Source organism: Treponema primitia ZAS-1 (genome assembly GCF_000297095.1).
In the GTDB taxonomy this organism is placed as follows: domain Bacteria; phylum Spirochaetota; class Spirochaetia; order Treponematales; family Breznakiellaceae; genus Termitinema; species Termitinema primitia_A.
This window is the reverse complement of record NZ_AEEA01000037.1, coordinates 68,748-93,247: the sequence shown is the minus strand read 5'-3', so window position 1 is coordinate 93,247 and position 24,500 is coordinate 68,748. Positions and strand designations below refer to the sequence as shown.

19 protein-coding genes are annotated in these 24,500 nt (G+C 52.0%); 12 read left to right on the top strand and 7 right to left on the bottom strand.

From position 1 onward, the window contains the following. Positions 1-44: 44 nt before the first annotated feature. Both TPRIMZ1_RS0106120 and TPRIMZ1_RS0106115 read left to right on the top strand, forming a co-directional pair. Positions 45-2,039, top strand: coding sequence for an IS1096 element passenger TnpR family protein (locus TPRIMZ1_RS0106120; protein ID WP_010256354.1), 1,995 nt, complete (start codon positions 45-47; stop codon positions 2,037-2,039). Further along, complete coding sequence (locus TPRIMZ1_RS0106115) at positions 2,036-2,527, top strand: PTS sugar transporter subunit IIA (RefSeq protein WP_100217013.1); 492 nt, start codon at positions 2,036-2,038, stop codon at positions 2,525-2,527. The genes TPRIMZ1_RS0106120 and TPRIMZ1_RS0106115 overlap by 4 nt, the downstream gene beginning before the upstream one ends. A 168-nt stretch (positions 2,528-2,695) precedes the next feature. Here the strand turns inward: TPRIMZ1_RS0106115 and TPRIMZ1_RS19695 are convergent, their stop codons facing one another. After that, complete coding sequence (locus TPRIMZ1_RS19695; RefSeq protein ID WP_081503626.1) at positions 2,696-3,280, bottom strand: leucine-rich repeat domain-containing protein; 585 nt, start codon at positions 3,278-3,280, stop codon at positions 2,696-2,698. Further along, positions 3,225-5,462, bottom strand: a complete 2,238-nt coding sequence (locus tag TPRIMZ1_RS0106105) for a leucine-rich repeat domain-containing protein (protein WP_157784184.1) — start codon at positions 5,460-5,462, stop codon at positions 3,225-3,227. Before TPRIMZ1_RS0106105 ends, TPRIMZ1_RS19695 begins: the two co-directional genes overlap by 56 nt. A 235-nt stretch (positions 5,463-5,697) precedes the next feature. Here TPRIMZ1_RS0106105 and TPRIMZ1_RS0106100 point away from each other — a divergent pair, with 235 nt between their 5' ends. Beyond that, positions 5,698-6,987, top strand: coding sequence for an aminotransferase class I/II-fold pyridoxal phosphate-dependent enzyme (locus tag TPRIMZ1_RS0106100; protein WP_026043562.1), 1,290 nt, complete (start codon positions 5,698-5,700; stop codon positions 6,985-6,987). A 153-nt stretch (positions 6,988-7,140) separates the two neighbouring features. After that, complete coding sequence (locus TPRIMZ1_RS0106095) at positions 7,141-8,352, top strand: ATP-binding protein (RefSeq protein WP_026043561.1); 1,212 nt, start codon at positions 7,141-7,143, stop codon at positions 8,350-8,352. Positions 8,353-8,405: 53 nt separating this feature from the next. Here TPRIMZ1_RS0106095 and TPRIMZ1_RS0106090 read toward each other — a convergent pair whose 3' ends face one another. Beyond that, complete coding sequence (locus tag TPRIMZ1_RS0106090) at positions 8,406-10,796, bottom strand: hypothetical protein (RefSeq protein WP_198429908.1); 2,391 nt, start codon at positions 10,794-10,796, stop codon at positions 8,406-8,408. Between the two features lie 170 nt (positions 10,797-10,966). On the opposite strand from TPRIMZ1_RS0106090, the gene TPRIMZ1_RS0106085 reads away from it, so the two are divergent. Then, complete coding sequence (locus TPRIMZ1_RS0106085; protein WP_232616751.1) at positions 10,967-11,269, top strand: helix-turn-helix domain-containing protein; 303 nt, start codon at positions 10,967-10,969, stop codon at positions 11,267-11,269. A gap of 26 nt (positions 11,270-11,295) precedes the next feature. On the opposite strand, the gene TPRIMZ1_RS0106080 is transcribed toward TPRIMZ1_RS0106085, so the two are convergent. Further along, the gene (locus tag TPRIMZ1_RS0106080; RefSeq protein ID WP_010256344.1) at positions 11,296-12,438 is read right to left on the bottom strand and encodes a trans-sulfuration enzyme family protein; all 1,143 of its coding nucleotides are present in this window, start codon (positions 12,436-12,438) and stop codon (positions 11,296-11,298) included. A 119-nt stretch (positions 12,439-12,557) separates the two neighbouring features. On the opposite strand from TPRIMZ1_RS0106080, the gene TPRIMZ1_RS0106075 reads away from it, so the two are divergent. From TPRIMZ1_RS0106075 to TPRIMZ1_RS0106050, 6 genes are all read left to right on the top strand, one after another. Continuing rightward, positions 12,558-13,343, top strand: a complete 786-nt coding sequence (locus tag TPRIMZ1_RS0106075; protein ID WP_010256343.1) for a leucyl-tRNA--protein transferase — start codon at positions 12,558-12,560, stop codon at positions 13,341-13,343. A gap of 12 nt (positions 13,344-13,355) precedes the next feature. Then, positions 13,356-15,509 carry a glycogen debranching protein GlgX gene (glgX, locus tag TPRIMZ1_RS0106070; RefSeq protein WP_026043559.1) on the top strand — a complete coding sequence of 718 codons (2,154 nt, stop codon included), beginning with the start codon at positions 13,356-13,358 and terminating at the stop codon, positions 15,507-15,509. Positions 15,510-15,525: 16 nt separating this feature from the next. Next, a complete protein-coding gene (locus TPRIMZ1_RS0106065) occupies positions 15,526-16,155 on the top strand; it encodes a 5' nucleotidase, NT5C type (protein WP_010256341.1) in 630 nt (209 codons plus the stop codon). 40 nt (positions 16,156-16,195) lie between these two features. Beyond that, positions 16,196-17,602 (top strand): B12-binding domain-containing radical SAM protein, encoded by a 1,407-nt coding sequence (locus TPRIMZ1_RS0106060; protein WP_010256340.1) that lies wholly within the window; start codon positions 16,196-16,198, stop codon positions 17,600-17,602. Positions 17,603-17,689: 87 nt separating this feature from the next. Then, positions 17,690-20,266 (top strand): hypothetical protein, encoded by a 2,577-nt coding sequence (locus TPRIMZ1_RS0106055; RefSeq protein WP_010256339.1) that lies wholly within the window; start codon positions 17,690-17,692, stop codon positions 20,264-20,266. Then, a complete protein-coding gene (locus TPRIMZ1_RS0106050; RefSeq protein WP_010256338.1) occupies positions 20,263-21,465 on the top strand; it encodes a hypothetical protein in 1,203 nt (400 codons plus the stop codon). Before TPRIMZ1_RS0106055 ends, TPRIMZ1_RS0106050 begins: the two co-directional genes overlap by 4 nt. Here the strand turns inward: TPRIMZ1_RS0106050 and TPRIMZ1_RS0106045 are convergent. Then, positions 21,462-22,211, bottom strand: coding sequence for an acyl-[acyl-carrier-protein] thioesterase (locus tag TPRIMZ1_RS0106045; protein WP_010256337.1), 750 nt, complete (start codon positions 22,209-22,211; stop codon positions 21,462-21,464). The two genes, TPRIMZ1_RS0106050 and TPRIMZ1_RS0106045, sit on opposite strands and share 4 nt — an antisense overlap. 124 nt (positions 22,212-22,335) lie before the next feature. Between TPRIMZ1_RS0106045 and trxA the strand changes: the two genes are divergently transcribed. Continuing rightward, positions 22,336-22,659 (top strand): thioredoxin, encoded by a 324-nt coding sequence (gene trxA, locus TPRIMZ1_RS0106040; protein WP_010256336.1) that lies wholly within the window; start codon positions 22,336-22,338, stop codon positions 22,657-22,659. On the opposite strand, the gene TPRIMZ1_RS0106035 is transcribed toward trxA, so the two are convergent. Then, a complete protein-coding gene (locus TPRIMZ1_RS0106035) occupies positions 22,652-23,662 on the bottom strand; it encodes a hypothetical protein (protein ID WP_010256335.1) in 1,011 nt (336 codons plus the stop codon). The two genes, trxA and TPRIMZ1_RS0106035, sit on opposite strands and share 8 nt — an antisense overlap. 71 nt (positions 23,663-23,733) lie before the next feature. Continuing rightward, positions 23,734-24,441, bottom strand: coding sequence for a DUF2259 domain-containing protein (locus TPRIMZ1_RS0106030; RefSeq protein WP_010256332.1), 708 nt, complete (start codon positions 24,439-24,441; stop codon positions 23,734-23,736). Positions 24,442-24,500 lie beyond the last annotated feature (59 nt).

Here is a 24,500-nt window from a genome sequence, read left to right as displayed (position 1 = left end):
GCCTTGCAAAATACCCCCCTTCCGGTCCATAGTATAAGTAATACATGACTGAGAACCAGGAAGATGCGCTCTACGAATTTCTCGAGAACAACCGGGATCCCTTTACCCTTGAAGATGTGATGAGCTTTATCCGGCTTCTGGACTTTTCCCGGAATAACCGTTTGGCGGAGGAAATTACCGCCTTTATCGACTCTCAGAACATTGCTTTTCGCTTGGAACCCGGGAGATGGGTGTCCAGACGGGGCTGTTTTGAGCCCCTGCGCTTTGTTATCAGCCCCACCAGGCCGGAACTGCTGAACGGGATACTCATTCCCGGGCATCGTTGCGTGCCTTTTGCCAATCCCATGCTCTATCCCCAGGAATATCGGTTTTTTTATAAGGGGAATCAGATCCCCTTTTCCTCCATCGAGGGGCCGCCGGAGGAATTTTACCCCTATTACACGATTTTTGGGGAGGAATATGCCCCCGAGTATGTGGCTAAGGATAATCCGAATAATGAAAGCGCCTTTAACAGCGATCCCTACGAGGACCCGCCGGAAGTTTCCATCCAGACCCTGGATATGCGGAACCTCTACCGGGAACTGGCCTTTGTTCCCGGGGACCGCTTTGTGGTTCGTACCCGGGACTGGAAAGAAGGCTGTTTTGATCTGGAACGGGTAGGGCGGGATGAGTGGTCTAAGGTGGATCTCTATGCCTGGCAGGAAGCTGCCGAAGGGGGCTTTGAGGGTTCCTTTAAGGCCCTGGGGCCCGGCAGCCGTACGGAAGAACAGATTGCCTACGCCTACTGGTACGGCGGGAAACGGATGCGGGATGTGCCCGCCTATTCTCTGGAGGATTTTCTCTACGAACAAACGGATCGTATCGAAACCACCCCCTACGGCATGGAAACCCGGTTCTGGTTTGCGGGAAAGGAGATTCCCGATAAGGATGAACTGGAGGAACCCAATACCCAATCCCCGGTTGAGGAGATTTTGAGCCGAAGCGGGGCGCCCGTATCGGAATATGTGATACAGGCCTATGTCTGCGATGCCCTTTTCCGGCGGGACAAGGATATATCGTCTCTGATGAAGCGGATCGTTCCCCCTGCGGTGGTGATGGCGGAGAAGGACCGGGAATATCTTACGAACTTTGTTACCGAATTGATGGCGGAGTTTGAACCCATCTATTCTCCTTTTAAGGATTCCTCCATGGGTCCCATCCGTCAGCGTATGGCGGAGCTGCATACAGCGGTGATTGACCTGGCGGCCCGGCTCCATAAAGGGGATATTAACACTTCCTGGCTGCCCAAACATACCTTCATCATCCTCTCCCAGATTAAGGACCATGCCGAGGGAGTTCTCGACGACCTGAATACGGATACGCCGCCCGAGGAAGATGAGCTGGATGCTCTGGATAATTCTCTGGATAGCATGATTGAGACCTATGAGGATATCAAGGAATTGATAGATGATGCCCTGGACAGCTTTCGGCAAAACAACCTTTCGGTGGTGAAGCGGGTCAAAAGTGAGGGCCTTGAATGGCGGATCCTGCAGGTGAGCCTGGGGGGTACCGATGTCTGGCGCCGCCTTACCCTGCCGGAAAGCTGCCGCTTACGGGAACTCCACGGGATAATCCAGATCCTTTTGGGCTGGAAGGGTGAATATGCATACCATTTTGCCCTGGAGGAACAGAATTCCCCGGACCGGGGCGGTTCGGGGCGGCTGGAACTTGATTCGATACTGGGAGAACTCGACCTTAGGGGGGGGAATTCCTTTTTGTATGAATACGGATCAAAGTGGACGGTGAAGATTCTGGTCCTTTCCCGGCACGAACCGGAGGGGCAGCCAAGTATCCGCTGTGTGGCAGGAGCCTCGGCCGCGCCGCCTGAGTTTATTGATGGCCCCATGCGGTTCAGGCGGTATATCACTGCCCTGGAACGGGGGGCCGATGCGGAACGGGAATTGGCGCTCCGTGAACTCGGTCAGGATTTTAATCCCGAGACCTTTGATTTGGATGCCTGTAACCGTAATTTAGCATCGGTATTAATAGGGGAACAATGATGGACAATGCAATAGAGCCCGGTTTAATCGAACTTATCAAACGGGGAGGGGGATTTCATATCATTCCCGGAACCAGCCCACAGGAACTGCTGACCAGCCTGATAGGGGGGATCTATCTTCCCCCATCGGTGGACAGGACGGTCCTGCTGAATGCGGTACTGGAACGGGAAGCCCTGATGACAACCGCCGTGGGAAGCGGTATTGCCCTGCCCCATCCCCGGAATCCCCTTATTACGGATCCCGCCGAGCAGTTTGTGACCCTTGCGTATACGGAGCAGGGGCTGAACTGGGAAGCCCTGGACGGCAAGCCGGTGCATACGGTTATGCTCATCGTTTCCGCTTCCGCAAAGATGCACCTCCACACCCTTTCGCGGATCAATTTCTTCTGCCAGCAGGAATCCTTTAGGGCCCTGCTGGGGAAGCGCGCTCCCGCTGCGGATATTTTGAAGGCCATCGAAGAAATCGAGCAGACCTGGGGAAATAGTTAATTCTATACTGGATAATGAATTACATCCGCATATAATCATACCCCCGGAAATGCCGGAAGGTTCCCGGCAGATAATCCCTTGAATTATATTCCATGAAAAGGTACGGCTCCTTCCCCCAACAATCCCAGTTAGGGGGAAAAGGTGATTGTCACCTTTTCCCCCGGATGGCTACAGCGCTTCTATCGTTACCGTTTTACCAGTTGGAGTAGCAAGGCGATTTGCATTATCAGTCTTCCAGGCGGTATAGGCGCCGACACTCCCGCCGGGGACCTTTATGGTGAGAGTGGGAACCGCTGCGTATGTGAAAACCAAAGTTTGGGTTCCGATAGTGGGCGGAGTAGCTCCCAGGGTTATCGTTTCAAGTCTAGTGCAGCTCTCGAATGTCCTGTCGCCGAAGGCGCTTGCCACCGGGAGGCTCACTGTGGTAAGGCTGGTGCAGCTCCTGAATGTCTCTTCCCCGAAGGTGGTTGCCGCCGGGAGGCTCACCGTTTTAAGGCGGCTGTAGCAGCTCTCGAATGTCTTGTCGCCGAAGGTGGTTGCCACCGGGAGGTTCACCGTTTCAAGGCTGGTGCAGAGGCTGAAGGTATAGCTACCAAAGGTAGTTGCCGCGGGGAGGTTCACCGTGGTAAGGCTGTCGCAGTACTCGAAGGTCCTGTGGCCGAAGGTAGTTGCTGCCGGGAGGTTCACCGTGACCAGTTTACTGCAGCCCTCGAATGTATAGTCGCCGAAGGTAGTTGCCGCCGGGAGGCTCACTGTGGTAAGGCTGGTGCAGCCTGAATGTCTCTTCCCCGAAGGTGGTTGCCGCCGGGAGGCTCACTGTTTTAAGGCTGGTGCAGCCGTAGAATGTTAAATCCTCGAAGGTGGTTGCCGCCGGGAGGCTCACTGTTTTAAGGCTGGTACACCGGATGAATGTATAGTCGCCGAAGGCGCTTGCCGTCGGAAGGCTTACCGTTTCAAGGCTGGTGAGGCCGGAGAATGCATGGTCACCCACCGTGATTACCCCGGGGGCGTTAATGCTTTTAAGACCGGTAAAACTGGAAAAAGCGCCACTATACCAATCGGCATCTTTGAAACCATCAGTAATAACGCTTACCGTGGCGGGCAGGGTAATGGAGACAAAGCGGGCTTTTTCCGCGTCCGTTATACGGTTTGTGTAGCCGACACTCGTACCGGTACAAGAATCCAGATTAAGGCTGATGAACCCGGTAGGTATGTCGGTGATGATGCCGGAGTAGATGGCCCCCAGAGCAACGGGAAGCGGCATCCCGGCTACCGTTACCACGTAGGGGTCCGCTGCGGTTCCCGATCCGGTTTTGCCCGCAATGGCTGCAGTTATGGGAGCGGGGGTGACACGGTCTTCGGTAAAGCTGCTGTAGTCCACGGAATTGTAGTCCGTAGTAGACCAACTGATCAGCCCGCTGGAGGACGCTCCCCAATCCGTCTTGTCGAAGCTGCCTATCTCCCCATAATCAAAAATGATGCCGATGGTATAGGACCCCCCTCTCTCGCCCCAGTTATCGCCAAATGTAAAGTCATCCCAGTTCCTGGAAAGGGTTTTCAGGGTTTCAACCAGCAATGGCAGTCCGCCATCGGTACCGGCGCTTATGGGTCCGCCCTTGTAACCGGCAACGGGGACGCCTTTCTCCGGGTCTATCAGATATGCCACATAATACATGCCCTCAGCATACGCAGGTAGGTTGTTAATTCTCAGGTGACAGGAGTTCCAGGGTCGGAGTTCCTCATCATCGTCATCACTTTCGGCAAAGTCGTTGTAGGACACGGTCTTATTGCTATTTAAACTGGTCACGGGAAGTTCTACCCTGAACAAAAAATTCTGGTTGGCGCTGACGATAGGCTTACTTGCGCCGATAAGGCCGATGTGATAGGAACCGCTCCCGGTCCAGTCGTCCCCAAGGGTAAAGGTATTTCCGCTGAGCGTAATGGTTTTCATGGTTCCCGTAAGGGATGTCACGCCTGCGCCTATGGGACCGCCGGTACTGGCGGCGACGGGGACATCCGATCCCGAGACTCTCAGGTATACCAGATAATACGTGCCCGCAGCCTCGGCGGGTATGTCGGTAATGGTAATGGTCTTGGGGTTCACCGTAATCGCCACGGTGCTGCTCGTTACCGAGGCGGTTTGGTTTCCGTTTACGGCTGTGTTGGTATTTATAACCACTACATAATAATAAAGGGTGCCCGAGTTAGTGGTCGGAGGGGTGAAGCTTGCAGCGTTTGTGCCGACGGGGTTTCCTTCAGAAGTGTTGTTTGCCGTGTTGCTAAACCACTGATACAAAAGGGTCCCGCTGTCGTTTGTCGCCGCCGTAACGGTGAGGGGAGTCGCAGCATCGCCTGGGGCGTAGGTTTCATCTCCAACAGGCTGGGCGGTAATGGTAGGCGGTGCAGCATGGGTAACGGGGGTATTGGTAAAGGTAACTTTAGCAAAGCTGCTCTGTGCCGAAGCTGTTTGCGCCCCGGTGGCGCTGGTATTGGTGTTGGTAACAACCACATAGTAAAAGGTGTCTACATTATTGGGAGAGGCTGCCGGTGTAGGGGGCGTATAGGTATTGCCATTTCCATTGCCTGTGATAGGGGTTGCCCCGGCGGTACTTTCCGTGGCGTTGCTATACCACTGATACGAAAGGGTCCCGGCATCGGTTTTCCCCGCCCGTACCGAGAGAGGAGTTACCGGATTGCCCCAATTGTAAATACTTGCCGCAGCAGGCTGGGTGCCAATTACCGGCGTTGCGGCGTCAATTGGCGCGACATACGGCGGGTCGTCTTCAGTGTCATTGTCATTGTTGAGGGAACAGCCGCTTAAGACCAGGGCGCCCAGCAGGATAAGCAGGATTGAACGGGGGCTAACGCGCCCGGCGTTACCGGGGGGGATAAACAATACTGTAGTACCCTTCATTTTGCCAAGAGCGTTTTTCATGGGGCTTTCTCCTTTTGAATCAGTAATGGCTTTTTGGGGTCTGTTTGACCAGCTATGGTATAGGATTGCCGATTCAGGGAGGGCTGTCAACAGAGCGTAGGGAAAAACGGCGCCAGGCAGCCCGGGAATTAAGGGCGGAAAAGTCGTCGTTTCCCCGGCAGAGCCCTCATCCCCCATATTGACGAAGCGGTGATATATTGACGCACACCCCCTTTCCCATAGATACTTTAGCCCTATGAATCCACTTGCAGTCGAACTCAACACCGTTTTGGACGGTTCCGCCACAGGCCGCCTTCTGTCTTCCCTTGGTCGCCGCCTTTTTTTCCCCCGGGGAATCATTGCCCAGTCAAATGAGGCGAAACAGCTGGCCCCGGTAAGAAACGCCACCATAGGCATGGCCTTTCACAAGGGACAGCCCCTAATTCTATCCGCCATAAGCGATAGTATGCCCACCCTTACGGCAAAAGAAACGGTCACCTATGCCCCCACCGCAGGGGTTGAGGAGGTTCGCAGGGCCTGGAAGGATTCTATGGTCAAAAAAAACCCCTCAATGAAGCCCGATGAGGTCACCCTCCCTGCCGCAGTCCCGGGGATCACCGCGGGGATCTCCTACGTGGCGGATCTTTTTCTTGATAAAACCAGTACCATCATAGCCAGCGACCCCTGCTGGGATAACTATAGCCTGATTTTTACGGAACGCCGGTGCGCCAAGCTCCGGGGCGTACCCTTCTTCGGAACCGGTTCCGGGCTGGATCTTGCCGCCATCGGCGCAGCCATCCGGGAGGAAGCCAAGACCGGTTCGGTGCGGATCATCTTCAACTTCCCCAACAACCCCGCGGGCTACTCCCCAACCAAGGCGGAAGCGGATGCCCTGGTAGACATTATCCGGGAAACCGCCCAGGGGGGTGCCGATGTCTTAGTAATCTGCGACGACGCCTATTTCGGCCTTTTTTATGAGGATGATATTTGCCGCGAGTCCCTTTTCGGCCGGCTGGCCTCCCTCCATGAAAAGGTCCTGGCCGTAAAAATCGACGGCCCCACCAAGGAAGACTACGTCTGGGGCCTGCGGGTAGCTTTCCTCACCTTCGGTTCCCCGGGTCTCAAGCCGGAACACCAGGAAGCGCTGGGCAAAAAACTCATGGGGGAAATCCGTTCCTCCGTATCCTGCGCCAACACCCCGGCCCAATACCTGATCCTCAAGGTCCTCTCGGACCCCCGGACCGGGGCCGAAAAAAAGGCCAATTACGAGCTGCTCCGGGATCGTTACCGGGCGGTACGGGCCTTTATCTCGGGAAACCCCGCCCACCCCAAACTCAGCCCCATGCCCTTCAACTCCGGCTACTTCATGAGCTTCCGCTGCAATGGCCTGGACGCCGAAGTCCTGCGGAAAAAGCTCCTGGCGGACCACGGCATCGGCGCCATAGCCCTGGGTCCCGGCATACTCCGGGTAGCCTTCGCCGCCCTGGAGAAAGAGCAGATACCGGAGATTTACCGCATCATCTACGATACCGCCGGAAAACTGTAAAGGGATTGTAACCGTATAAGGCTGTTTATTTTCCTAAAAGTGTATGGTTATATCCGGATACTTTGTGTATTTTCCGCAAAAGTGTATGGATATAACCGGACAATCCTTGACTATTCGGTGTATCTTGAATACACTGAATTCAGGATAGTAGATATGATTAGACGGGAATTGTACCTTGAACAGCTCCAGGGACTTATCGGAAAGCCCTTTATTAAGGTACTTACCGGTATACGGCGTAGTGGCAAATCTTCGATTTTGGCCCTGTTAAAGGAGGAGTTGTCTATCTCCGTTGGCCCCGGGCACATCATCTACTTTAATCTGGAAGTTATAGAGGGTGACGGCTTTCCCAATGCCGAAGCCCTGCATACTGCCATAATAGACCGTATCAAAGATGATAAAACCTACTATATTTTCCTTGATGAAATACAAAATCTAAGCGGATGGGAACGGGTGGTCAATTCCCTCTTTGCATCAAAGCCGGTTGATATCTATATTACCGGTTCTAATTCCCGGCTTTTGTCGTCCGAATTGGCTACCCTTCTTGCCGGGCGATATGTGGAAATACCGATCAGAACCCTTTCATTCAGGGAATATCTTCAATTCAAAGCACAGTTTGGTGACGGAGAAAAAGATCCCCCCAAAGCGGTTTGGGATTATATTAAACTTGGAGGTTTTCCGGCGCTCCATATTGCTGAATATGATGATGCAAGCGTCGAAAGCATTATCAAGGATATTTACGCCTCAGTATTACTGCGGGATACCATTCAACGGCATCATATCAGGAACATTGATTTGCTTGAACGAATTATCCGTTTCTTGCTTGATAATACCGGAAATCTTTTTTCCGCCAGAACTATTACCGCCTATATGAAGCATGAGAACCGCAAGGCTGATGTCGAGACCGTCTATAATTACATCCATGCCCTGGAAAGCGCCTTCATCATTAAAAAAGCCCCGGTGTATGATATACGGGGCAGGGGGCACCTTGCTTTCCGGGAAAAATATTACCCCGGGGATATTTCCCTAATCTATGCCGCCCTGGATCATAATTTTAATCGTATCTCAGGTATCCTTGAAAGTATTATTTTTACCGAGCTGGAAAGGCGTGGGTATGATGTATATGTAGGAAAGCTGGATAACCGTGAAATTGATTTTATCGGGATCCGGGGCGCCGAAAAAATCTATGTACAGGCCGTATATTTGCTGGGGGACAACAAAGAAACTATAGACCGGGAATTCGGCGCCTTCAAGGGTATACAGGATAATTACCCAAAATATGTGGTGTCCCTGGATGAACGGTGGTCTGATAATATTGCAGGTATCAGACGGCTGCATTTGGCGGATTTTTTGCTGGGCCCGTATTGAAAGTAAAAATAAAAGGCCCGCCGGAAATGACGGGCTTGATTGCCTTGTAAGGTCTAATAGGACATGATCGTGGTGATCTTCCTGCCGCCGAATCCCAGTTCTTCGTAGGTGCCGCTGTTAACATTGATTTTGCCGCTGAGTATCTTTGTACCCTGGGCTCCGCTGAAGTAGAGATACTCGCCGGCAAGTGTGTAGGTGTCCAGTTCAATGCGATCAGGGTTCCGATCAATATAGCTGAAGAGGTCCGTCACCTCCGAAGGATTGTTAATACTAAAGCGGTATATTTTCTGATTCCCTGATTTCATGCCGCTGGCATTGTATAGTTCCATGCCGTAATAAAAATAATCATCCGCTAGCAGTACATTGAGAATGTCCCCCTTGTTTTTAATAAAAGGTTCGGGAACATAATAATCCCGGTTTCCGTTACTGTCCAGCAATTGGCAGAAGATACTGGAGCCAGGGGCGCTAGAAATTCCCCACAAACTGCCGTCTGCAAAAATAGTCAAACTGCTCATACTTGAAAAACCACTAAACATAGGAGAATTATAGCTACTCACCGCAATATTGGTTCCTTTTCGGAAACAGTAGTCGATAAAACGCTTCGTAGAGGATTGCTGACTGCTAAAATTTTTAAAATCCTCCTGTGTCAGAGTAAGCAGGGCTTCCTTATCGGTTTTTCCGTTATACCGGAATTCAATATTTTCTGAATTAGCAATAGAGGAATAGAAATATTCCATTATTTTATCATAGTCGGGATTTTCATCGGCGTCTAAATAATCGGGAATCCACCCAAAGCTAATGGCTGTGCTTATCAATCCGCTCATAGGGGCAAAACTATCCTTAGGGTTATGGTCAACCTTGGTGTCGGTTCCTTTCATGTAACAATAGGTGTTAATAAAATTCTGCATATTACTGTAGTTACCAAGAAAAGTTTGAAGATCCGAACTTGTTAAAGCCTTCAGGGCTTCTTCATCGGTTTTATCATTAAACCGAAATTCAATATCATTCGAATTAGCAGCTGTATAGATGTACTTCATAATTTCGGCAGAATCCGGCTGCCCGCTTTTAAAGTACGTAGCCTTCCATTTATATAGGCCGTCACCAGGATCATATTCAGCTAACGCATCAAAGTTATAGATCCCCTCGTTGAAGGTTACCAGGGTATTCGTCCCTTTCCGGTACCAATACTGGACCAACACATTCTTTATGCTTTTGCTATACAAGGTCTCCCAATCCGATTTTTTCAGGGAAGCCAGGGCCTCGGTATCAGTTTTCCCATTGTACCGGAATTCAATGTTAGGAGACAGGGCATAATTGTAAAAAAACTGCATAATCTTATTGTAATCCGGTTTACCCTCGGCGTTAAGGTACGTCGAATTCCACACATATTGGCTTCTTTGAGATATAATGGAAGAAGAACCATAACTTAAATCTGTCCAAAGCAAAGGGGTCGGAGTCGGTATATTCCGCAGATTTTCCAAACTTACCTTGAATAAACCGTTTACTTGTTCATTGGTATTATTTTCATTCAACTTGCTATAGCTTCCGGAAAAAATGAGGGTTTTTGAATCATTACTCATCACAAAGGAAGTGATCCATGCACCGCCGCCGCCGGCACTGGAGGAGTACGCAATATTTTCATACCCATCGGGGTTATTAACCGGAATAACCCGCAGGTAATAGGAATAGGTAGTATTATTCCATATGCTCGCCTTGGCAATAATCATGGACCCATCGGAGGAAACAGCAATCTTTTCATAACTAATACCGCTTCTCGGTGCAGTAAGAGGGGTGGAGACGGAAGTTGCAGGATTGTATTTGTAGATAGTATTGGTATTGCCGCTATTTGAACTCTCACTCATTATGAAAAACATATTGCCATGGTTGTCAAAGATCACCGGGTCATTATTCGAGTTTGTGTATAAGTTAGACCAGGTATTGTTTTCGTTAATACTGAGAATAGCTACACAGGAACCGTTTTCTTTAACATGGAACAACTTACCCAGGTTAACCCTATTGGTTTGATTCCCAGTACCGGTATAGTTTATCAGGTCACTCGCAAAATATATATACAGGTCCTTCGTTGCCGAGGAGCCCGGTGACCGGGCGATAAACTGCACATTAGGCAGCTGGGTAATCCCATATGCGGAAAGATCGATTATCTGGGCCAGTTCAGCATTCTCATTGATCTTTACCAATACATCTTGACCGGATATTGTGGCGGCCCGGGCGTTGAAACTGGCGGAGCTGTCTGCGTCCAGCGCTGCTATAGCTTTGGCGCCGCTCAGGTTGAACTTGAAATCCGTCAACACCCCAGCGGAGCCTCCTTGGGGGACTTCAGGGTTTTCCTGGTTGGTATCGCCGCCAAAAGAATTTCCACACCCGGAAAGGACGGTTAGAGCAAGACAGCAAACCACCGGGACCAAATACCAATTGTTCTTCAATTTCAATTAAGAGCCCCCCTTTATGCTTTTTTGCATATTTGATTGTCAATTATTATGCTAAATAGCATAAATTTATAATAATAATGCTAATTTGCGTAATGTCAAGTTTCTATTATGCTATTTAGATTTATTCTTCAGTTATGGGGTTTAAAGAGAATCTTAAATCCGAATTGGCGTATCAGGAAATACTGGTTAAAGAGCTTGCTGCCTTGTCCGGAATAAGCAAACATACCTTGGATAATTATCTAAATCTACGAGGACATATCCCATCTGCCGATATTGCGGTCAAAATAGCTCATGCTCTAGGAGTTTCTGTGGAATATTTGGTTACCGGAGAAGAAAATTCCCCTAAAAAGTCATCTTTAGACCCTGAAATTCAAACCCTAGTACAGGATTTTAAGACATTAGACGGGAAGGACCGTAAAATGATATACGCCATAGTCCAGTTATTCAAAAATCAACGGAAAGGCTAGGGTTTTTGGGCATTGGTTCCCTTCCCTCACGCTAAAGCCTGGTCAAAGTCGGCGATAAGGTCCTCCGCGCCCTCAAGCCCTATGGCAAGGCGGATCAGGGTGTCGGTAATGCCAAGCCGCTCCCGGTCGGCCGCCGAAGTTGCGATATTGCTCATGGTTACCGGGCGGGAGGCGATGGTCTCCACGCCGCCCAGGCTCGGGGCCGCCGCCGCAAGCTGTACCTTTTCGTAAAACCGGAGCGCCTGCTCCACAGTTTTAGTTTTGAAGGAGAGCATGGCCCCGGGGCCGGATGCCTGCCCTTGGTGGATCTCCCGGCCAGGATGCCCCGAAAGGCCGGGGTAATATACATTACTTACATTTTTATGGGTCAAAAGCCATTCCGCAATCTGTTGTGCCGAGGACTGCTGGGTTTCTAGCCGCACCTTGAGGGTCTTGATCCCCCGTATCACCAGCCACTCATCCCAGGGCCCCGGTATGGCGCCGAAACTGTTCTGCACCACATGGAGCTTTTCCCCCAGCTCCTCCGTACGGGTTACCGCCAGCCCGAGAACCACGTCACTGTGGCCTCCCAGGAATTTGGTTGCCGAATGGACCACGATATCCGCGCCCAGCTTTATAGGCTGTTGGAGGTAGGGGGTCATAAAGGTATTATCCACAATGGAGAGGAGCCCCGCCTCCCGGGCAATAGCCAGACAGGCCGCAAGGTCCGTGATTTTGAGCAAAGGATTTGAGGGGGTTTCCAGGTAGAGCGCCCTGGTGTTGGGCCGAATCGCGGCGCGGATATTCGCCGGGTTCCCGGAATCCACCAGGGTCGTTTCGATGCCCATCCGTTTGTAGAAGTTGTTGAGGATGAAGATGCTCCCCCCATAGACCTCTTCGGCGGCTATCACATGATCCCCCGCCGAAAGTAGCCCCAGGACCGACGAAATCGCCGCCATGCCGCTTCCGAACGCATAACCCTTAGCGCCCCCCTCCAGGGTTGCGATAATCTCCTCCAACGCCTGCCGGGTCGGGTGCCCACCCCGGCTATAATCAAACTCCTGACTACCCGGCCCCTTGGATATATCTTTCCGGAGGAAGGTAGATGTTTGGTATATCGTTACCCCCAGCGCTCCGGTAAGCGGATCCGTTTCGTGTCCGTTGTGTATAAGCTCGGTCCCTTTGTTCATGCTGCCCCCTTATTAATCCCCGTTATTATAGGGGGTTGTTGATTACAAATGAAAGGCCGGTGTAGGATAGTGTTGCCATGACACCGCGGTTTCTCCGATATACTTCCTCGGGGCATATCATGATACTTTCCCAGGACGATCCCCATGCTATTGTCGACGCCATGCTGGCGGTGGACTATGACGAGGAATTCTGTCTGGCCCTGGAATTCGATCCCCCCTTTGTTGCCCGGCTTATGAAGGCGGGCTTTTTAGTCATGTCCACATTCCTGGAGGAGGATCCGTCGGACTCTGGTCCGTCGGACTCTGGTCCGTCGGACCAAGGTCCGTCAGACCAGAGTCCGGCGCAGTACATCCTGCTCCCCAAGCTTCACCTGGAACGCTCAGTATTGCTTTTTCCGGAGCTGCACGTAAAAAAATCCATCCGCCCATTTCTGTCCCGGTATGAACTGCGGGTGGACGGGGTTCCCGCATCGGAACTGCGGGACATGCGGTCCCTGTTTGCCCTGTCTCCGGGACCGGATTCGGACTTTGGTTTCATCATGGAACGCTGTGTGGAGGTCCACGATGACGCATGGCTTACCGCGCCCCTGCGCCGGGCCATAGGGCAAATCCACGCCGATCCGGATCTTCCGGTACGGCCCATTTCCTTCGGAGTATACCGGGACGGCATCCTCAAGGCGGGCGAATTCGGCATCCTCGCAGGAAAGGTGTACACCAGCTATTCCGGCTATTACGATGAGGATAACGCCGGGATGGTTCAGTTGGTTCTTACCGCAAAATACCTCGAAAGCCTGGGGGCGCCCTTCTGGGATCTGGGTATGCCCCTGGATTATAAGGATCTCCTCGGGGCGCGGAATATCGATCCTTTTCAGTTTGTTGAGCTATTCCGAAATGGGCAACTGTGATATACCTAAACAATGGCATTTGGACATAGGAGCGTGGAAATAGGTAAGGCCCTTCCCTTGGGCGCGGAGCTGACCGAAACCGGGGTGAATTTTTCTATCTTTTCCCGGAACGCCACGGCGGTAACCCTGATCCTCTTTGAGTCCGATGCCCCGGACAGCGCCTATGAAGAGATATCCCTGGATAAACGTAAGAACAAGACCGGGGACATCTGGCACTGCCATATCCGGGGGCTTGGGGCGCTTACCCAGTATCTGTACCGGGTGGACGGCCCCTATATCCCGGAAAAGGGGTTCCGCTTCAATGCCAATAAGACCCTGCTGGACCCCTATGCCAAGGCCCTAACCGATCTTTCCAACTGGGATATGACTGCCTCGGTGGCCTACAACGCCGATGGAGTTTCCAATGACCTGTCTTTCTCTTACACCGATGATATTCGTACCAAGCCCCGGTGTATTGTTGTTGACAATAGCTTTGACTGGCAGGGTGATATTCCCCTTAACTACCCCCTGCGGTTCAGTGTCCTCTACGAAACCCATGTCCGGGGCCTGACGGCTCACCCCAATTCCGGGGTTAAGCATCCGGGAACCTACCGGGGGGTCATTGAGAAGATACCCTTCTTCAAGGAACTGGGAATAACCAGCCTGGAATTTCTCCCCATCCAGGAATTTTACGAGGGGGAACTTTCCCGGAAGAACCCACGGACCGGTAAAACCCTGGTGAATTACTGGGGTTATTCCACCGTCGCTTTTTTTGCCCCCAAGGGTTCCTACGCCTGGGATAAAAGCCCCGGAGGCCAGGTTCGGGAGTTTAAAGAAATGGTTAGGGAACTCCACAAGGCGGGTATCGAGGTGATCCTGGATATCGTGTTCAACCATACCGCCGAGGGTAACGAGTGGGGGCCCAGCTATTCCTTCCGCGGCCTGGACAACACCCTCTACTATATGCTGGATGCAAACAAACGGTATTACAAAAACTATTCCGGCTGCGGTAATACGGTAAACTGTAACCATCCGGTGGTGCGTACCTTTATTATCAGCTGCCTCCAGTACTGGGTTACGGAGATGCACGTGGACGGCTTCCGTTTCGACCTGGGTTCCATCCTGGGCCGGGACCAGAATGGCCAGCTTATGGAGAACCCCCCCCTGCTGGAGCGTATCGCCGAGGAGCCCGTGCTGAGCGCCACCAAGATCATCGCCGAAGCCTGGGATGCCGGCGGCGCGTACCAGGTAGGCTGGTTCCCCGGCGGCCGCTGGGCAGAATGGAACGACCGCTACCGGGACGAGGTACGCCGTTACTGGCGGGGGGACCCCCATCATGTGCGTCACCTGGCCACCCGGCTTTCCGGCAGCTCCGACCTGTACCTCCGGGATGGGAGGAAGCCCTTCCATTCGATAAACTTCCTCACCAGCCACGACGGCTTCACCCTGCGGGATCTGGTGTCCTACAACGGTAAGCACAATGACGAAAACGGCGAGGAAAACCGGGACGGGGGGGACAATAATTCCAGTTATAACTACGGCGCCGAGGGACCAAGCCGGGATCCGAACATAGAAAATATTCGGGAACGGCAGCTTAAAAATTTTGTGACCACCCTGATGATCTCCATAGGGACCCCCATGCTTTTAGGGGGCGATGAATTTGCCCGGACCCAGGGGGGCAACAACAACGCCTATTGTCAGGATAACGAAATCTCCTGGTACGACTGGACCTTAATGGAAAAGAACAGCGGCATCTTCCGTTTTGTAAAGGAGATGATAGCCTTCCGCCTGCGGCACCACGGTTTTATGCGCCCGGAATTCTACACCGGCCGGGACGGCAACTACAACGCCATTCCGGATATCTCGTGGTTTGACGAAAAGGGCGCTGAGCTGGATTGGGAAAAAACCGATCCCTGCCTGGCGCTGCGTATGGACGGCAGCCGGGCGGATATTCTGGCGGACCGGGACGACAATGATTTCTTTATCATGTTCAATTCCGGGGCCAAGCAGGTTAAGTTTAAGGTCTGCGAACCCATGGCGGGGAAAAAATGGTACCTCGCGGTGGATACCAGCCTTCCCAGCCCGGACGATTTTCTGAGCCCGGGTCAGGAACGGCTCCTGCCGGATCAGGATGAATATTTTCTGCAGAGCCGCAGCATGGTGATACTCCTGTCCAAGGTAATGTAAGAGGTTTTCTGATAGCATGGACGAAAGTAGTTTTATTATCGGTGTTGATCTTGACGGTGTGGTAGGCGATTTCTACGGCGCCATGCGTCGTATCGCCTCTGAATGGCTCGACAAGCCCCTGGATGCCCTGGCGGAAGAAGTAGACTACGGCCTGGACCAGTGGGGCATCGCTGAATTCGGCGGCTACGATAAGCTTCACCGTTTCGCCGTAACCCAGCGCAACCTCTTCCGGGACATGCCCCCTATCAAGGACGCCCCGGCGGTATTACGGAAGCTCTCCATGCACGGCATCCGGATCCGTATCATCACCCACCGGCTCTTCCTCAAGTATTTCCACAAGACTTCGATTACCCAAACCGTGGACTGGCTCGATTCCTACGACATCCCCTACTGGGACATCTGTTTCATGGCGGACAAAGGCGCCGTGGGCGCCCACGTCTACATCGACGATTCCCCGGACAACGTTACCCGCCTGCGGGAACAGGGCTGCCATACCATCGTTTTCAGCAATTCTACCAACCGCCTTCTCCCGGGCCCCCGCGCCGACACATGGCAGGATGTGGAGCGCCTGGTATTGGACGCCAAGGAAGAATGGACCACCGGTACCCTGGACTTATTCGGCGCCGCAGGGTTCCGGACGAAATAGTATGGCTAAAGTAATTGGCAATTTAGGGATATAATGGCAATTGTTTGATACCATGTCCGACATACTCCTCTCTACAATCAATGCCAAGTGGATCCACCCCTCCCTGGCCCTGCGCCTCCTCAAGGCCAACCTGGGCGCCCTTGAGCCCCGCTGTGAAATCCTGGAATTTGCCCTGCGCCAGCCCTTGGCGGAAAAGACCGCCCCCATCCTGGCGGCCCGGCCCCGTGTTTTGGGTATCTCGGTCTCCATCTGGAACCATACCGCCACAGTGGAACTGCTGAAAGCCCTGGACCCGGTCTGGGCCGATGAAGGCGTCCCCGGCGGGGCCGCCCCTCGCCCAATCATTGTTCTGGGCGGTCCGGAGGCTTCCTTTCTGCAGCCGGACGCAGAGCTGTTCCGGTACGCGGATTACGTAATCCGCGGTGAAGGCGAGATAGCCTTCCGGGAGCTGTGCACCCGTATCCTGGAACCGGCGCCTACAGCCATTTTGCCCAAATTTATCGACGCGCCCCCTGTGGATCCTGCGCTCATCGATCCGGGGTACCGGCTCTACACCGCCGAAGACCTGACCCGGAAACTCAGCTATGTGGAAGCCTCCCGGGGCTGTCCCTTTGGCTGCGAGTTTTGTTTGAGCAGTGCGGCCCAATGGGGCCGCTTGAACCGGCGGGTGCGGGAATTTCCCCTGGACAAATTTCTTGGGGAAATGGAAATCCTGATCGCCCGGGGAGCGCGGAGTTTTAAATTTTTAGACCGGACCTTTAATCTGGATATAGAACGGGCAGGGCGGATCCTGGAATTTTTTCTGGAACGCCTGGAACCCCCCATGTACGTTCACTTCGAGATGGTCCCCTCTCGGTTCCCCCGGGAACTGCGGGAAGCGCTTACCCGGTTTCCCCCGGGAAGTCTCCGTTTGGAACTGGGAATACAGACCCTGAACAGGGAAACTGCGGCCCGTATCGGCAGGCCGGTGGATCCGGAACGGGAACTGGAAGTTCTGGATTTTTTGCGCCGGGAAACCCAGGCTATAGTTCACGCCGATCTTATTGCGGGGCTCCCCGGGGAGGATATGGCGTCCTTCGCCCGGGGCTTCGACCGGCTCTGGCAGGTCCGCCCCACGGAAATCCAACTTGGCATCCTAAAGTGTCTTCCCGGAACCGCCATGAACCGGCACATCGAACCCTTTGGGATGCGCTTTAACCCCAACCCGCCCTACGAAGTTCTGGAAACCGCAGTAATGCCCCCGGAGGATCTGGATCGGATCAAAAATTTCGCCCGGTTTTGGGAACTCATCGTCAACCGAGGTGTTTTTCCCCACGAGCTCAGCGCCCTGTTCCCGGAAGGCGTCCCAATATTTGCCCCCTTCATGGCCCTTTCGGATCGGCTCTTGGAGCAATTTGGCCGGAACTGGGGCATAGATCGCCGGGACCTCCAAAGCGCCTTGAAATAACGCCTCCTTCCCTAGGGGGAGATTTTTTCCGGAGGGGTTTGATTTTTATTAAGGATGCGCTACATTAATAAAATAAGGAGTATTTCAGTGAAAACCCTACACATACATATCGTTATTTCCGTAGCGTTCGTGACTTTACTCCTTTCCTGCGGTATCCCTACTTCTATCCCCACACTCCCCTCCAAAGTGAAGGTAAAGGCGCATCCTACCATCAACCTCCCCGTGGGCAGTGATTATTTTGATAAATACCTGGATGAAAATGTATTTAGCGCTATCAAAGATGCCTTGGAGGAGGGTGACGATTCTCCCGATGTGTATGATTATTACAACGATGAAGATACGGAGCACATCCAAACCTTCCTGTTAAGCCAAACAATTACGGATCTGGATCTGGACTTAAAGAAAAATATCAGCGCCAATGAGGATGCGGAAACTATTGATAAGAGTTTTTTTATGGAATCCCCGGGGAAAACCGATATCACCGGCACCGTAGCCCTGCCTCTGGACAGTATATTTTCCGCCATTGTAGGCCCCCCTACGGATAATTTCCCCCTTGGTTCGCTGACCGGTACAGCGGATTCGGGATCGCTGGAGTTTACCTTGGGCAACGGGTTTGAAACGGCGATATTCCAATCCGGGTATATTACGCTTAAATTTAGTTCGGCAATAACTGTTTCCAGCATCGGATTATACGGGTCCCAAGGTTCAACCAATGCCCTGAGGCTGGGTACCCCATCCGGTACCCCTTCAAATTCCAGTATAATTTTTCTCCAGGGTTCAAACTCGCTTCCTAAAAAAGTATGGGTAAAAATCAGTTACATTGCTTCGAGCGCTTCTGCGGTAACCGTAACCGTTTCCAAAGGCGATGTTGCACTTTCCGCCGCTACCGGGGTTAACCTGCCGACGAGCATACCAATTAACATAAATATTCCTTCCATCAGCCTTGATATTGACTCCAAGGAATTTCTTCAGGGCACAATCGATGTGGGGCAGTTTGACATAAATCTTATCTGGCCCGCCGGGTGGCAAAACTTCAAGCTTGCCGACGATACTAAATTCATCCTAACCCAGTATCCTAAGATTGCACCTACAGGTACATATCCAGGATTAAATTTTGCCGATAAATCCGGCGGGACCCTGAAGGGACAATTCCTTAACCTCAATAATATTGCGTTGATCGGAAATCTATTGATCTCCGCAACTAATGGTTCTTTCAGCAATGTACGTGATAGTATGCTTGATCAAAGCTATACGGCTAAAATGGACATCAGTAAGTTCAGCGAAGTACTCATCGACTGTTCAACAGGCGATATGAACTTAACCCAGACAATTATAGAAGATCTCGGCGATATGAGCAGCATGGTTGAGGAAATCACCTTTAGTGCCGGAGGGGCCGATAAGGGGGTGGGGCTGTGCCTCGATGTCACCGAAGTCGCCGACGGTTTAAAAATGGCGGTTAGCTCTGGTGCACTTAAAATTAACGATACTGCTGCCAGTCCTGTGTATGAACCCCTCAATATGGGGCCGAATTTCTTTACCAACCATGATGGATTGACACTGAGACCCAGGGATGCTAGTTCGGACGATAATGGAAAATTGGATTTTACATTCAACTTCCTGCCCAAGGGCTATATCCCCTCCGTAGGAGTCCTGACACTTAATAACGTTATCCCCGGGGAGCCCTATACGGTGGTAAAGGGGACCGTAGAACTGGTGTTTGACTGGATTAGTGCCGAGATTGATCCGGGTAATGAAGGAAGATTCGAAGGAAAACAGGAAATGAATCTGGATTTCGGCGGTGGTGAAAACTCCATGATAGACGATCTGGCTTTTGTAGGAACTATAGCCCAGTTGTTTATTGTTGGTCCCGAAGATTTTAAGCCGGATTTATATTTAAACATTACCTATGGTGTAGCAGAACACAAGGAACCCTTTGGACCCATGCCGGGGAAACAGGCGCAGGCTATTCCTTCCTTCGTATTGAATGTTGCTAAAGAGGAGCGGCACCACGGTTCGGAGGTGGTACATAATCTGCCTGGGGGCGGAGAACTAATAGAAGATTTCAATGAAATAATGAACAGCCGCAGTCAATTAACCCTGGAGTATATAATCAAGATTGGACATTTGCATATAGAGCCGCCGGCTGCTTCGGGGACCCAGGAAGGTCAGGAGTCCCAGAAAATATCTGTCAAAATGGTTATCCTCCTGCCCATGCAGTTTACGGTGAGGAATCCGGATGTGGCGGGGCTTGTTTTTGATCAGCTTGGGGAAAGCGATCTCTTCCAGCGCGATCCCGGGGATGATTCTTTGTTTGATACCCTTAAATCCCTGCAGTTTGGACTTGGGTTCAGATCCGGCGAGAATCTGTTCAACAGCGGAAAAATCTATCTTGTAGAGGAAAAGCATATAAATGATCCTGACGAGGACATTCTTGGTCTTCTTTTTGATTTTTCTTTGAAGCGTAATGTCGGGATATATGTGGGCGGGGATAAAATAGACCTTATTAAGGAGAGTAACCCCTATATACCCAGGATAATCATTGTTCCGAGCAAGGATGATGAGGGCAATGTTCTTCCCCTGGCTTTCTTGCGGAATGGCAGGCTCGGCAGTATCAACTTTTCCGCCGAAATCGAAACGGAACAGGAAATTTCTTCAATTTTATGAAAAAAATTAGCGCAGCTATCCTTTTTTTATGTACCCTGTCCCTCTGGGCGCAGGATCAATCCCATCGTTTTATTGAATGGGGTTTTGACGTTGACGCATCCTTTGCGAACAGTTATCTGGGGACAAGGGACATCATGCAGGAAACCGTCACCCTGGATTTATCTAACATAAGCAGCGAGCTTAAGAATGGGTTCGGTGTTTTTTTTGATACCCATGGGAGGACCTTTCTTAATGTTAACCTGGGAGTCAATTGGGGCGTCGGTGTGTTTGCCGGTGTGGATGCCATGGGGCAGTTTAAGATTCCCCAGTCCCTGATGGAATTACTGACCAAGGGAAACTCCCGGAAAGAAACCTATGCCGATAACTTCGGTCTTGGTGCGGCCTCTTTCCTGGAAACCGGTTTTTGGACTTCCTCAAGGTTCAGGAGAATTAAATTTACTGTCCAGCCGGCTTACTTCGTGCCCCTGGCGTATTTGGGCAAACCTACGGTGAAATATTCTTTTTCAGCCAAGGACGATGGTACCCTTTCTGTATCAGGGAAATACAAGGCTGAACTATACACCCCCTTTTCTCTTGATGATACCAGCAACATAGATGTGGGGAGCATACTCAGTAAGGGCGGAGTGGATATAACCCTGCGGGGAGAGTATCCCCTGTCTCACAACCTCATCCTGGGCGGTACCATAACGCATGTTCCCTTTTTCCCGGCGCAGCTTTCGGATAAATATTCCCTAAGCGGGGTTTTTAACTTTACCGCCGAGGATATTGAACATGTTATGGACATCATGAACGACGATGATGATGATGGCGCCCCGGAATTTGAGACCAATGACGAATATGGTACGAGCCAGAAGGTTATTTTCCGTCCCTTTAAGGTCGGTGTTGATATGGTCTACCGGCCCTTCAATGTACGGCTGCTAACTATTAAGCCGGCGCTTGCCCTGGTATTCAACAGCATCTATGATACGCCGATTTATGCGGATTTAGGGGTGATTGGTGAACTGAATCTGGCCGACATTTTTATATTTGATGTGGGTCTCCATTATGAAGATCTGCTTTGGAAAGAGCGGCTGGGCTTCACCCTTAACTTCCGGATCATTGAGATTGGTATCGGAGTAACAACCCAGTCCCAGGAGTTTTTAGAAAGCTTTCAGGGCGCGGGCTTTGGCGTAGATATTGGTTTCCGTATGGGCTTCTAAACGGCAGGGTTGAGCCGCAGTTTCGCACGGAACGCCGCCTGCCCGTCGCCGGTCCGGCGCCCCTCAATGAATGTGCCTTGGGGAACTGACACGGTCCGGATCTCCATGGTTTCCCCCAGTTTAATCTCGTTCAGGTAGTTGATATCCAGCCGCATGGCTTTTGCTTTTGTCAGGGCATCCGGGTCGGTGATATCCTGGATCCATTGGACATACCGGGCATTGTTCATGTGTCCGTTGAAGTCTATATCCGAATAGGCCGCCCGTCGTTCCCCAAGCTTCTCCGGGTGATACCCCGCTGCTTCCATTGTCTCCAGGCTGCTCCCTCCGTCCGCAAGGGAGTCCCGGCCCTCGTTTAGGGGCAGCTTCTCCATTGTTGCCTGGGGCCGCAGGGGCCGCCGCTTATCAATATCGACTATGAGCCAGCAGCTTCTGGCCCGCACAATAGGGATACCCGCCCTATCCAGTATATCAAAATCCCGGATGGCAAAAAGCTTTTCCCAGCCCCGTGGCCAGGTCCTGACCGTGATCTGCTCCTCCTGCCGGGGCCGCTTTTCCATCAATACGGACATCCGGGAAAGCACCCAGCCCTGCCGGATTTCCGCCATGGGCGCCCTGCCAACCCCCAAAGCCTCCGCGTGCCGTATGGCCGCCTCTTGAAAATAATCAAAAGCCGCCGCCATACTTAAATACCCGGATTCATCCACCGCGGTAAAACCCACGGGATAGCTTTCTTCATAAACATCCATACTATACTCCAATGTTATAATACAAAATTCTGCTGGAAAAAAATAAAAAAAGCAACCATCAAAAATCGTTGTAAAAATCCAACGAATTCAGTAAACTTAACATATTAAACGTAAGGAGTCTTCCATGAGCAGTGAAGTAACGATAACTAAGGATAATTTTGACGCCGAGGTTCTGCAGTCCCCTATCCCGGTTTTAGTTGATTTTTGGGCCGTCTGGTGCGGTCCCTGTAAGATGATAGCCCCCATGCTGGAGGATATCGCCGGTGAATATTCGGGCCGCCTCAAGGTTGGTAAGATCAACGTCGATGAGCAGGGAGACCTGGCGGGACAGCACAATGTGGTGTCTATCCCGACCCTGGCTCTCTATAAGGGCGGCAAGATCCAGGCCCAAGCGGCCGGCGCTATGCCCAAGCATGAGATAGTGAATTTTTTCAAAGCCTTTATTTAGGTTCGTACCGCTTATCGCTGTTCGGTTTCCCCGGGCTGGCCTGGCTGGTGGCAGTGATGTACCAGTCGGCGGCGCTATTCGTATCCTTAGCGGCCTCGTCCCGGCAGAGGGTTCTGGTTGCCGTAACCCCTTTGGTGGAGACCGCATCCCGGGGGCTCAGGCTCCGGCCTCCTCCCGTTGCGGGAAGCCAGGCTTTCTGGCCTGCCAGAATATCCGCCGCCTGGCTTAGATCCTCCTTTGCCCAGGTATTGTCGGGGTTTTCGCTGAGAAGCACCCCATCCAGCACCGTATCATCCTGATCCAGCAGTATCACCACATCGGTTTTCCGCAGCCGTTTAAGCGCTTCGGGAACCCAGAAGTCACGGGCGTCCGGAAGGGCCTCAGTCCCTGGGGAAAGGGCGAGATTATCGCCGGTTTCGTTCTCACTTGTGGGATCCAGGGTCCGTAGATGCAGAACCAGGTACTCCCCGGCTTTAACCTCCGTTGGGGGGAACTCGAATACCGGCTCCGCCATGCCCGTTCCGGCGGTAAAGAGCCGGATTGCCCCCAGGTTTCCCGGGCTGAGGGTTTTAAGCTCCACAAATTCCGCCTTGGGGTTGGCGTATTCCGTGCGCAGCTCCGTGATAATCAAACCGGGAATCCGGTCGTTCCTGGAACGGAAGGGTATCAGCACCCCCAGGGTATTCCCCAATTCATCCTCCACCAGGAGATCCGCCACGATCCGTTCACCCCCCCGCATGAGTTCCTTTAGGTTCACCAATGCCGAAGTTCCGCCGCTTATGGATTGGATCTCCAGGGGGGGATCAAAATTGATCGACGATACTTCGATGGGTTTGGAAAAGGTAAATTCGATTTCCTTTGAACTCAGGGCCTTAACCCCCAGGAATACCGGTGTTTCCGCGCTGGACCCCAGGACCTTCTGTATGGCCTGCTCGGTGGAGCAGGTACAGGCGGCGAAGCCCAGAACCAGCAGGACGATTCCCCATAAAATATTCTTTGACATAATTGCCTCCGCCCGCAATATGCTGCGGAGGAATTTTTTGCTTTACCCGGGGAGAAAAAAAGAAGGTTTTTTTAAAGTTTCAGGGCTTCCACCATGTAACGGAGATCAAAACCCCCTTCCCCGGGTTTCTTCATCTCGATTACAAAAATAAGTGAACCATCCTGGGGGGCGGTCATTACTTTCCGTATACGGTAGGAGCTGATCAGGGGCCGCTTTATCTGGGGGGTACCCACGGTATAGGACCGTTTGGAACCGTCCCTGGCAGTTTTTTCAACATTGATAACAAAGGAGGATTTCATATTGGCGCCGTATCCTTCAAGGGTAGGGATCACCGTGGCTTTGTAGGATGTATTGGTCTGGAAATCCCGGAATTCGATGGTCTCACCGCCATCCCCCGGGCCATTAGAGGTTTCCAGGGAAATAAAGAGGGGCTGTCCCTGGCGAAGGAAATTGATCCCGTAGCGATCCGCCAGGGTACTATTCTGGGTAATGAGCCTGAACAGGGCGCCGGAGCCATCCTGACCCGGGACTACCGTATCGGTATGGGTATAAGAAACCCTGCCTCCGGGTACAAAGTTGTTCCTGGGCACATCCACCACCCCCAGATCCGCCCAGGGTCTGAGGGTTCTTGATTCGACCCCGTATTGGGCAAACATATACACCCTGCCGTCAGGAGAAAATCCAAGGTCGACAAAAGACGCGTTATCCCCCGCCCAAAGGTATAAACCGCCGAAAACAAGGGCGGCTATCACAAGGTAGAACGATTTTCGTTGCAACATTAGACTCTCCTCTTTACTAATATCGGAAAATCATCTTAAGTCTTGAATCTCACTTTACA

Excerpts from the sequence above, each read along its gene's own strand:
- TPRIMZ1_RS0106095 (WP_026043561.1), top strand. The coding sequence starts at position 7,141 with ATGATTAGACGGGAATTGTACCTTGAACAGCTCCAGGGACTTATCGGA.
- glgX (WP_026043559.1), top strand. The coding sequence starts at position 13,356 with ATGGCATTTGGACATAGGAGCGTGGAAATAGGTAAGGCCCTTCCCTTG.
- TPRIMZ1_RS0106050 (WP_010256338.1), top strand. The coding sequence starts at position 20,263 with ATGAAAAAAATTAGCGCAGCTATCCTTTTTTTATGTACCCTGTCCCTC.
- TPRIMZ1_RS0106075 (WP_010256343.1), top strand. The coding sequence starts at position 12,558 with ATGATACTTTCCCAGGACGATCCCCATGCTATTGTCGACGCCATGCTG.
- trxA (WP_010256336.1), top strand. The coding sequence starts at position 22,336 with ATGAGCAGTGAAGTAACGATAACTAAGGATAATTTTGACGCCGAGGTT.
- TPRIMZ1_RS0106045 (WP_010256337.1), bottom strand. The coding sequence starts at position 22,211 with ATGGATGTTTATGAAGAAAGCTATCCCGTGGGTTTTACCGCGGTGGAT.
- TPRIMZ1_RS0106065 (WP_010256341.1), top strand. The coding sequence starts at position 15,526 with ATGGACGAAAGTAGTTTTATTATCGGTGTTGATCTTGACGGTGTGGTA.
- TPRIMZ1_RS0106035 (WP_010256335.1), bottom strand. The coding sequence starts at position 23,662 with ATGTCAAAGAATATTTTATGGGGAATCGTCCTGCTGGTTCTGGGCTTC.
- TPRIMZ1_RS0106080 (WP_010256344.1), bottom strand. The coding sequence starts at position 12,438 with ATGAACAAAGGGACCGAGCTTATACACAACGGACACGAAACGGATCCG.
- TPRIMZ1_RS0106030 (WP_010256332.1), bottom strand. The coding sequence starts at position 24,441 with ATGTTGCAACGAAAATCGTTCTACCTTGTGATAGCCGCCCTTGTTTTC.
- TPRIMZ1_RS0106120 (WP_010256354.1), top strand. The coding sequence starts at position 45 with ATGACTGAGAACCAGGAAGATGCGCTCTACGAATTTCTCGAGAACAAC.
- TPRIMZ1_RS0106115 (WP_100217013.1), top strand. The coding sequence starts at position 2,036 with ATGATGGACAATGCAATAGAGCCCGGTTTAATCGAACTTATCAAACGG.
- TPRIMZ1_RS0106100 (WP_026043562.1), top strand. The coding sequence starts at position 5,698 with ATGAATCCACTTGCAGTCGAACTCAACACCGTTTTGGACGGTTCCGCC.
- TPRIMZ1_RS0106105 (WP_157784184.1), bottom strand. The coding sequence starts at position 5,462 with ATGAAAAACGCTCTTGGCAAAATGAAGGGTACTACAGTATTGTTTATC.